Genomic DNA, 9,208 nt, shown 5'->3' on the forward strand with positions numbered 1-9,208 from the left:
CCTTTCCGCGAACAGTCGCGAAGGCGAAATCGCCCGAGCCCGGCATCGGTTACGGTGCATATCGCGTGAAGACGAAATCATGGTCCTTGACGTTGCCCTCGTGGCAGGAGAGGCACGTCTCATGCTGGGCGGCATCCACCGGCTTGCCGTTGACAAACCGCCCGAAGCCCCAGCCGTGGCTGGCGGCATATTTCCTGGAGTCCTTCACCATTACCTGCACAGTGGTCGCCGCGCCCGGAACCGTGGCCGGCGGAAACTCCGTGGATTGCTGCCGCTTATAGGCGAGCTTCACCAGTATCGAGCCGTCGGGAAAGGGCAGGGTTCCGCTCTTGTAGGCGTCGACGGCGATATCGTTTGCCAGAACAGCGCGAAGCTCGTCCAGCGGCGGCGCTTCCTGCGCGGGCGCGATGAACTTCCAGTCACGATATCCTTCAGGAAGCGTGACACCATAGATGGGAGAAGCAAGTTCCGGCGGCGTGTCCGCTGAGCTCGAATAAACGGTTCCAAAACCTGCTGCCGCACCCGATATGGCGACGGCGAAGAAAATCTGCCTCTTCATGGGAAATCCTGCCTGATCCGAAATAGATCAGGCAATGATCCGCCCCGCAGGTATCTGGCATGTTTCCTGAAACCCGCATTTATGTATCAGATCGTAGCGCTGCGTAGTGCCCCCGGAGGCATGTCACGCTTAAAGCCCGGCGAGCACGCTCACGTCATCGTCTTTTGGAGCCTCCATCGCGACCCTCATCGCTTTCTGGATCTCGTCCTCTATTGCCTTCCTTTCGTCGGGCGGCATGGCGGCAAGGTCGCCTTCGGACAATCCCCGCGCCTCCAGATATTGGGCCCGGATTTTCTCGCCAAGGCTCATATTTGCCCAGCGGCTAAGCTCGTCCTCATCGGAGCCTGTGCCGCCGCCCTCAAGCGGCGCCTCTTCTACTCCGCCCTCTTGCCCCCGGAGCGACCAGAGCGCGTTGGCAAGATTGGAGGAGAGCGAAGGCGCGGCGCCCCCTCCGATCAACGATGCCGACCGTTCGGGTGTGGGATCGGGCACGGCTTGGGAAACGTCCTGTGGCCGTGGGCGTATGTAAAGCGAGGCGGTGGAGCCAATTCGATCGATTGCAGACATGGTTTATCTCCTTCCGTCGCAATCTGGTTCGGGTGGCTTGTGTCTGGCTGGTCATGCTGCTTGCCTGCGTTCGGCGACCTCTCTTTGCCGACCACGAGCACATTTCTTTCATCACCTCGCCGGCGGAATTGCGCAAAATCATTCCGAAGCAACGAGAAGTCGTGAAACTTTTTGGAGCGCGGCGAGTTTGGTGAAGGAGCAATCAGCTCGCATGTCTCACTGCATATAATCGCCGCTACGCGGAGGATTGATCGTCCATTCGGAGGAGATCGCATGAATTCCATCATCTATCTAGTCGGCCTCGTCGTCGTCGTCCTGTTCATCCTCTCATTGTTGGGGCTACGCTGATGGTTGATCCAACGGGTATCGAAACGAATCCAAACCGCAGCTATGTGGATTGGCCAGCGATTTTCGCCGGTGCCGTAATTTCCTCGGGCGCTATGGCCATTCTCACCGCATTTGCGGGCGGCTTGGGCCTGAGTTCAATCTCGGCGGACAATGGCGGCGAGGTCAGCACAGTCTGGCTGATCATAACCGCGCTGTTCGTCATCATTTCCATGGTCGGCTCCTACATGCTGGGCGGCTATATTGCCGGCCGCATGCGTCGGCCTGCCGGCGCTGCCGACAGGAACGAACTGACCGTCCGCGATGGCGTGAACGGCCTGGTCGTATGGGGTCTCGGCACGGTCGTCTCGGCGTTTCTAGCGCTCGGCGTGCTGTCCGGTGGCGCCAAGGCTGTCGGCAGCGTGGCGCAGACCGCTGTTGAGGCAACGGGTTCCGCAGTCGGCGGCGCCGTTCAGGGTGCTGGCCAACTGGCGGGCGGCATCATTTCCGGCGCTGGCAGTGCGGCAGGTGGTCTGGCGCAAGGCGCCGGTCAGGCTGCAGCGCCCAGCATCGAGCAAATGCTTCCGCAGGGCCTGAAAGCCAATCCAATCGACTATTTCACGGATAGTCTTTTGAGAACCGATGCGCCCGCCGCCCCTCTGACGGGTGACCAGAGCGCCGGCGATTATCAGCGCCAGATCAGCGGCATCCTCGGCAATCTTCTTGCAACCGGTGAGATATCCGATGCCGATAAGACATGGCTCGCCAACCAGGTCGCTGCCCGTACAAACATCAGCCAGACGGACGCGCAAACGCGCGTAAACCAGACGGTTGAACGCGTGCAGGCCGTCCGGGCGGAAGCGCAAAAGAAGGTCGATGAAGCGCAGAAGCAGGTCGAAACCCTGAAGGCTGAGGCGCAGAAGGCGTTGGACGATGCCAAGGCCAAAGCTGCGGATGCTGCAGAAAAAGCGCGCGTCGCAGGCATTCTGACCGCGTTCCTGCTGGCCGCTTCCGCACTCGTTTCCGCTGCCGCTGCTTATATCGGTGCAGTACACGGTGGCCGACACAGAGACGAAGGCCGTATCTGGGGTGGTCTTTCCTACCGCAAGTAACCAGAGCGACGGCAAGAAAAATCTGCTTTTCACAAATGTCCCGCCCGGACCAAATTCCGGGCGGGACTTTCGTTTTAGGTATCTGCCGTCACGGACAGGGTCAATCGCGACGCTGCAGCAAGGCAAGTGCGACCGTGGATGCAGCCAGGATCGCGGTCAGCGCCAGCGGCGCAGTGGCACCGTAGGAATCCACGATATAGCCGCCGACAACAGCCCCGATACTGATAGCCACCTGGAAAGAAACAACCATCAGGCTGCCTGCCGCTTCCAGAGCATCGGGTGCGCCGCGGGAAAGGTTGGTCGGCAGCACCACGGGCGCCATGCCAAAGGCAAGACCCCAAAGCGCGACGAGCGCGAATGCGGCGCTGCTATGAACACCCCATAGGACGAGGGCGATTGTTGCAAATGCCATCAGGGCGGCGGTAACGATGAGCGCGAGGCGGATACTGGTGTCTGCCATGCGGCCACCCAGCACATTGCCGATCACGGAAGCGACGCCAAAGCCGAGCAGGGCGAGAGCAATCGGCGTTGTCTCAAGCAGCGTCACCTGTTCGAGGAAGGGACGCACATAGACCGAACCGGCAAAATGCCCCGTCATCAGCAACAGGATGGCAAGCATCCCCAGTTGAACGCTACGCCGCCGCGTCAGCCGGAAAACATCGGAAAGGCTATTGCTTGTACTTGCCGGCAGCGAGGGCAGGCTGAATATCTGAAGCAGCATGGCAATAATCGCAAGCCCCGCCGTCATTGACATGGCAATGCGCCATCCCACCCAGTCGCTGATCAAGGCGCCCATGGAGGGAGCCGCAATGGTGGCGAGTGAAACGCCGAGTGTGACGATAGCCATGCCGCGCCCGGTCGAATTCGCGCCAACGAGCCGCGCCACGACAGCAACCGAAAGTGCCCAGAAACCGCTGAGCGCGATACCCAGTCCGGCCCGGCCGACCAGCAATAGCCAGAAATCGGCAGCAACTGATGCGAGAATGTTGGAGCCAATCGCCAGCGCGCTAAGACCGACAAGCACGGTCTTGCGGTTCAGTTTGCCGATGAGAACATTGCTCAGCAAAGCCGTCACAGCACCCACAGAGGCCGTCGCTGTGACAACCTGTCCCGCCGTACCCTCGGTAATACCGAGATCGCGCGCCATGGGCGTCAACAATCCCGCCGGCAGAAACTCGGCCGATACCAGCGCAAAGCTGGTGGCCGCCATCGAAAGAACCGCAAACCAGGTTGCGGCGGTCCATGCGGGTTCCTCTGCGGCCTCCAGGCCAATCGTTGACCCATCAAATTCTGATGTCGTGTCCGTCATGGTGTCTCTCCTTGAGTTGGGAGAGTTTTAGACGAATTTTTTCGGATGATATGTATCTAAAAATCCGAATTTCATAACTATTCCTCCGAAAATTGTGCGCCGCACAATGTTTGGAGGGGCGTGTGCGCAGTCGCGCGTCTCAGATGGTGAAGTTACAGACTTTAAGGTTTTGTGGACCTGTTCTCGATTATCGTCGCGAGTGGCCGCGCTAGCGACACGATTTGAAATTTGACGAAAAAAAGAACGTCAGTTTGATATAAGGCTTCTTGGCAAAGGTAAGGGATGTATTTGGAGACGTTTCCGTCATCGGGGCCGATTAAGGACGTGCGGTTTCGGTTGGGATTTCCGGGTAGTGTGTCGGTCTGCAGACGATCCCTCCCGATCACCTAAGAAATATTAAGGGGTGCCCACAAGCGGATATTTGGTGTGAAATGAGTTCGGGTCAATGATCTTGAAGACACCTTCAAAATAAAGCATGTCTCGCGGCTTTGCCCTTTGTCTCCGGCGAAATCATGTCCGCAATTTCTTCAAGAAGCGGCTGCATTTTTTCATGGTCGGATTGCGCCATCCCATGCTCGATTCCTGAGGAAGAATAGTCGCTGCGGGACAAAGAAGCAGCGCGCCCTCGAATTGCTAAGGCCGCGCGGTCGCGTACCTCTTTGTCCGGTAACTCTCCTGCCGCAATCCGTGCGGTGATTTCCGCCTTGAGTTGCGTTACTGCGGTGACATCGTTGACGAGAAGCGCGAGCGTCGCTAGTCCGTAGACCGACCACTCCAAGGTCGCCCAGCCAGTCTGGTATCGACCGGCCTTGAACGTCCAAGAGAGCAGCATCTTTCGGATGTCATCCGCAAGCTCCGGGCAACCTTGCGTGCGTGCATCCATAGACGCTTCGAACAGCGTTTCAGTCATCTGGAAACCCTCGATGAATTTTACGGTCTCTTCGTCATCCGGTACCCAGGACAAGACCGCAATCAGCCAAGCTGCATGTTTGCGCAGTTCTTCCTGTGTATGCGCGTCACAGGCGGCGGCGTTTGACACAGCAATCAGTATCTTAGTAACATCCGTGATCCAGTGGATCATATCGAACGTGAATTGCGATCGTTTTTCGATGGCATGAAGGAGAAGATCCTTCTCGGTGCGATACATCCCATCGGCCCATTTTTTAAAATTGTCGATGACCTTCCGAGCATTGACATTGTCCGCCGGCGCCTCTGTAATTGCATTAACGAGTCTGGCGAGCCGCACCGTGAGTCCTTGCGCGCTCGTGGCTGAGTAGTAGGACGCAAGGTAGGCGCTGTGCACGTTCATCAACGGAGTGTCTGGCAGGGCCATGAACAGTTTGGCGATCAGCTTCACGCTGTCGCGAATTTCCGTCACCGCGAATTCGAGTTCTTGCGAGTTTGTCCGCAACAAGTCAAAGCTAAGGCGCGCTAGTTGTTCAACCCCAGTGGACGTGACGGGCCTGTAATCCTCGCGTGCGACCCCGGCACATGAAATGATCCCAATCTTCTGCACTAGAGCCGTAATACCCTGCGGGCCTTCCGTTGCGAGCAGCATGGCAGCGCATTGCCCCATCAGCCGCACGCCTTCCATCACAATGTCTGGCATGTCATGCGGTAAAATCCGCTCGACTTCCCCGATGAGGTATCCAGCAGCAAGGTGCGCGTGGGTCTTCGACGCGTGCGAACTCGCATAGTCGATTGTAAGATACACTTGCACGAGGTCGGCCATCGCCCGCAGTGCCTGCTGGATCTGTTGTTCATCACCGCGAGCGTCCCCTATACGTGCCATCTGCCGTAGATGCTCAAGCGTATCGTTGATGAATCCATCCGAGGTGAGCGGATTATCAAACATGAACTGGTAGGCGAAGAAGGTCCGTCCCTTCGTTTCGACATAAGCGCTGTTGATCGCAATGATCGCATTCATTGCCACGGCGCTGACCTCATGGTCGCCTTGCTCTGCATTGCGGCGTGCCAAAGACGCTGCATAGCGCACACCCTATTTTGCCCCTTCGGTCCAACTCCAATTGACCCGAAAGTAGGTTGTGCGTGCCAGGTCATGTTGGGACGCGTTGGAATCGTTCTGTTGCGGCCGCGTACCATTCGATAACAGCGGCGCGGCTCGTTGTGCCCGTCTCCCCCACGCTCGCAATTCATACTGCGTCCGCCGAACGACCACGCTGAGTTGCTGCACTGGGTTCACCAGAACGAGCGCGCGGAGGTAGCTATAGAGAAACAGCCCGAGGATAATTACAGTGCCCCAGAAGGCCATAAACACGACGATGCCAACCCGCTCTAGCTCCAGGACAACAGCAAGACCGCAAATTGTCACCGCAAGGAGAAATGTCACCGCAAACGCGCTTAGAAGCCTTTGATCAGCGCTTAGCCTGCGGAACAGGCCATGTGGCATCCTCTCAATATTGACCTGCATCGCGAACAGCACGAGCGATGAAACGATGGCTGCGGCCCCGATCAGCGCGCCGCCGATGGTAAGAAACAACGACCGAAATAACGTAAGGTGTGTTTCGGTTGCGAGATTCGGCTCCAGTATTTCCTGAAGGGCCGGTATCCAGAAAGCGCTGACGCCAATGAAAATTAGCAGCAAAATGGCTGGCGCGACCGCGCCGTGCCGTAATCTCCAGAGTGAAAGCCTACTTTTCGCGCCGTAGTATTTTTGCCAAAGCACTGCCTTAAAACGGGACAATCTAAATGACGCCTGCTTGGCTTTCTTTCTAAAACGCCGCAGTGCCAAGCGGAAACCTATTCGTAGTCTCTTGTTGGTCATCCTCGCGATTTGCTTCAGTCGCTCAAATCGCATTGCTGTCCTCTTCCTTAGTGCCTATGCAGAAGGTTAATAGAGCACGTTTGGACGCGTTTGTCCGCGTGCGGTGTGGCGAAGATTGCTCCACTGTTTCGCGACGCCGAAAGCACGAATTCAATCTTTGTGCCACTTAAAACGATCCCGTGCGTTTTTCGGACGACTTGCGATATGTTAGAGCCTCGATGAGCAACTACTGAGTGAGCCGTAACACGCGAAGTCTGTGGTTTGTCCGACATGGTTAATGGTGAGTGCACTTTATGCGATATGACTACAATCCATTTGATAAGTCTTTTGACGAAATAATACCCAGTGACTTGGCAATACTCTTTTCCGTCGCGGAAGGCTGGTATGTTGAGTACAAGCAGGAAGTACCTAACGCGAGTGCGGTTGCCAAATCCGTTACCGCTTTTGCTAATACTTATGGCGGCTGGCTCTTCTACGGAATAGCAGAAAAATCCAAGGATTACGCTGTAGCAGGTACGTTCCCCGGTATTGCCTGCGAGGACGCTGACGGTATTTTGCAGCGTCAAGGGAGACAAAATAATGATATTCGGTCCTTCAAGCACAGGTAAACCAACTTTACTTAAGATTATTGCCGGGGTCTATGCGCCTTCGGTTGGAACAATCCGTTGTGGCGAAGTTGAAATTGATGCTCGTAATCAGCGATACCTTCTTTCGATGGTTTTTGCTGTTTTACAGAGTGACCGAATTTTTGGCGGGTCTATTCTTTATAATATTACGTTTTTTGATCCAGAACCTGACGTACGCTAGTTATGGCTATTCATGAATAATAATTAAAAAATATTTGCAGTAATATTTGAATAATTGAATTTTACAGTATTTTAATAACGGATAATTCATGAAATATATTTTGATATTGTCGACTTTTTTGATATTTTTGTCTTCTGGTTTTCTTTACGTTTTCCCGATCTTTAGCGCTGTTGTTTGTCCATCTTGTTTTGGCTTTGTCGAAGTTGAAGAGGGGATTTACATTGACGCGAGCCTAGATGCGGATTTCGAGAAAGATAAGATCTTAGGTAATCTCGATGCCGCACGTTTGTTGTTGAAAGAGGCCTATGTTGAGGTTGAGGCTCCGCTACCCACAGTATTTTTTTGCGTGTCCAGTAATTGCGCCACGTATCTGGGTGCACGTGGGGAGAAGGCCTCGTCGTATGGGCATTGGGCTATCGTTGTCTATCGTGATGGAAATAGCCCGGTCATTTTGGCTCATGAGCTTTCTCATATTGAAATTGGCTTTAGGTTGGGCTTTTTCAATATGTCGTCTGTCCCCATTTGGTTTGATGAAGGGCTAGCAGTGGTCGTATCTCAAGACCGTAGATATTTGAACGTTGACCCTTCCGGTAGACTTTCATGTAAAGAGGGCGTTAGTGGAGCGGTGATAACCGATCTCGATGAGTGGTGGCGGCGCGCTAGCACCGGGGATGTCGGCGTATACAGTTCTGCTGCTTGCGAAGTTATAAAGTGGATGAACCGTAGGGGCAATGAAGGTTCATTGGTTAGAATCTTAGATGTATTACGCTCTGGTGAGTCGTTTGATGTAGCTTTTCAATAGCGGCGTGAGCAGTTTAGTTTTTTTACGGGTTCATTTCGTCTATTTCATTTCCCCGCGCATCCCCACCTTATTTGCCTGCTCTATACTGCACCTGTTCCGTGATGAACCGGGAAACATTCCGGTTTGAAGCGGAACCAGCGCCGGTTGTGAGAGAAGACGTCACTCTCATATTTCGGGGTCTGACAGGCAAAGTCCTCTGGCAATGACCGGAGGAGAGATGGAATCGGGTTTGTGGTGGACCTTTCTATTTCTCCGAAACGCATTCCCTGAAGGACACGCTCTGACAGGCATAAACCGCTGAAGCGGGGCACTGATAAGTGTCTTTATTTTCCACAGGTGGCAATTTTCAGTGCCCCGTTGCAATGCCCATCGAGCTGAAAGGCTGATGGAAAAAAGAGATGAAGCTCACAACACGGTCGCAACTGCGTCGCGTGATAGGAAAGGTGTGTTCAATGGGTCTCTATGAGATGTACGTCCTTGCTGCTCGTGCAGATACCGCCCTGGGGAGGAGGAGGTGGGCACGATCTCTTTATAACAGGGCAAAGATTCGAAATCGGCAACTCAAGAAGCAATATTTACGCAACCAGAAGGAGAATCCTGATTCATCGATAGATATGAAGAGGGCAGGCCAGCTGCGACCTGGACGGCTTCCGTAAACATATATTTATATAATAACCAACGTGAAAACATATAAAATATATGTTGCGATAAATTATATATGCACGACTGAAAGCGGGTGAGAATCCGGAAGGAAAATTGGCTTTTACGGACCTGCAATTTGCGGATTGCGGGCCGGCTAAGTGTAAATATATGAATTTTATGTTGAATTTGCTGTTGTGACTGGAGAATTGTTATGCACGGAAACTATATGAGTGAGATGGATTTGATTGGAATGGAGTTCAGATTTGAGCGGCGATCGATCGTAATAACAATATCATGATAT

At 54.2% G+C, this 9,208-nt stretch carries 9 protein-coding genes; 4 read left to right on the plus strand and 5 right to left on the minus strand.

Going from position 1 to position 9,208, the window contains the following annotated elements; translation table 11 throughout:
* Positions 1-49 precede the first annotated feature (49 nt).
* Positions 50-559 (minus strand): cytochrome P460 family protein, encoded by a 510-nt coding sequence (locus ACQZ63_RS11405; RefSeq protein WP_113556201.1) that lies wholly within the window; start codon positions 557-559, stop codon positions 50-52.
* Positions 560-688: 129 nt separating this feature from the next.
* Positions 689-1,126, minus strand: a complete 438-nt coding sequence (locus ACQZ63_RS11410) for a hypothetical protein (RefSeq protein WP_113556200.1) — start codon at positions 1,124-1,126, stop codon at positions 689-691.
* Positions 1,127-1,473: 347 nt separating this feature from the next.
* Here ACQZ63_RS11410 and ACQZ63_RS11415 point away from each other — a divergent pair, with 347 nt between their 5' ends.
* Positions 1,474-2,562: a hypothetical protein gene (locus ACQZ63_RS11415; RefSeq protein ID WP_035199154.1), complete on the plus strand. Its 1,089-nt coding sequence runs from the start codon at positions 1,474-1,476 to the stop codon at positions 2,560-2,562.
* Positions 2,563-2,662: 100 nt separating this feature from the next.
* Here ACQZ63_RS11415 and ACQZ63_RS11420 read toward each other — a convergent pair whose 3' ends face one another.
* From ACQZ63_RS11420 to ACQZ63_RS11430, 3 genes are all read right to left on the minus strand, one after another.
* The gene (locus tag ACQZ63_RS11420; RefSeq protein WP_019566310.1) at positions 2,663-3,871 is read right to left on the minus strand and encodes an MFS transporter; all 1,209 of its coding nucleotides are present in this window, start codon (positions 3,869-3,871) and stop codon (positions 2,663-2,665) included.
* A gap of 463 nt (positions 3,872-4,334) precedes the next feature.
* Entirely contained in the window at positions 4,335-5,867 is a 1,533-nt protein-coding gene (locus ACQZ63_RS11425; protein WP_113556199.1) for a hypothetical protein, read from the minus strand.
* 3 nt (positions 5,868-5,870) lie between these two features.
* Entirely contained in the window at positions 5,871-6,656 is a 786-nt protein-coding gene (locus ACQZ63_RS11430) for a hypothetical protein (RefSeq protein WP_162763655.1), read from the minus strand.
* 293 nt (positions 6,657-6,949) lie between these two features.
* On the opposite strand from ACQZ63_RS11430, the gene ACQZ63_RS11435 reads away from it, so the two are divergent.
* From ACQZ63_RS11435 to ACQZ63_RS11445, 3 genes are all read left to right on the plus strand, one after another.
* The gene (locus ACQZ63_RS11435) at positions 6,950-7,264 is read left to right on the plus strand and encodes an ATP-binding protein (RefSeq protein ID WP_113556197.1); all 315 of its coding nucleotides are present in this window, start codon (positions 6,950-6,952) and stop codon (positions 7,262-7,264) included.
* Positions 7,236-7,463 (plus strand): ATP-binding cassette domain-containing protein, encoded by a 228-nt coding sequence (locus ACQZ63_RS11440; RefSeq protein ID WP_113556196.1) that lies wholly within the window; start codon positions 7,236-7,238, stop codon positions 7,461-7,463. The genes ACQZ63_RS11435 and ACQZ63_RS11440 overlap by 29 nt, the downstream gene beginning before the upstream one ends.
* A gap of 88 nt (positions 7,464-7,551) precedes the next feature.
* Positions 7,552-8,265, plus strand: coding sequence for a hypothetical protein (locus ACQZ63_RS11445; protein ID WP_113556195.1), 714 nt, complete (start codon positions 7,552-7,554; stop codon positions 8,263-8,265).
* Positions 8,266-9,208 lie beyond the last annotated feature (943 nt).

It is taken from the genome of Agrobacterium sp. CG160-95, assembly GCF_053521725.1.

Coding starts and splice junctions, on each gene's coding strand:
- ACQZ63_RS11405 (WP_113556201.1), bottom strand. CDS start 559: ATGAAGAGGCAGATTTTCTTCGCCGTCGCCATATCGGGTGCGGCAGCA.
- ACQZ63_RS11410 (WP_113556200.1), bottom strand. CDS start 1,126: ATGTCTGCAATCGATCGAATTGGCTCCACCGCCTCGCTTTACATACGC.
- ACQZ63_RS11415 (WP_035199154.1), top strand. CDS start 1,474: ATGGTTGATCCAACGGGTATCGAAACGAATCCAAACCGCAGCTATGTG.
- ACQZ63_RS11420 (WP_019566310.1), bottom strand. CDS start 3,871: ATGACGGACACGACATCAGAATTTGATGGGTCAACGATTGGCCTGGAG.
- ACQZ63_RS11430 (WP_162763655.1), bottom strand. CDS start 6,656: ATGACCAACAAGAGACTACGAATAGGTTTCCGCTTGGCACTGCGGCGT.
- ACQZ63_RS11435 (WP_113556197.1), top strand. CDS start 6,950: ATGCGATATGACTACAATCCATTTGATAAGTCTTTTGACGAAATAATA.
- ACQZ63_RS11440 (WP_113556196.1), top strand. CDS start 7,236: ATGATATTCGGTCCTTCAAGCACAGGTAAACCAACTTTACTTAAGATT.
- ACQZ63_RS11445 (WP_113556195.1), top strand. CDS start 7,552: ATGAAATATATTTTGATATTGTCGACTTTTTTGATATTTTTGTCTTCT.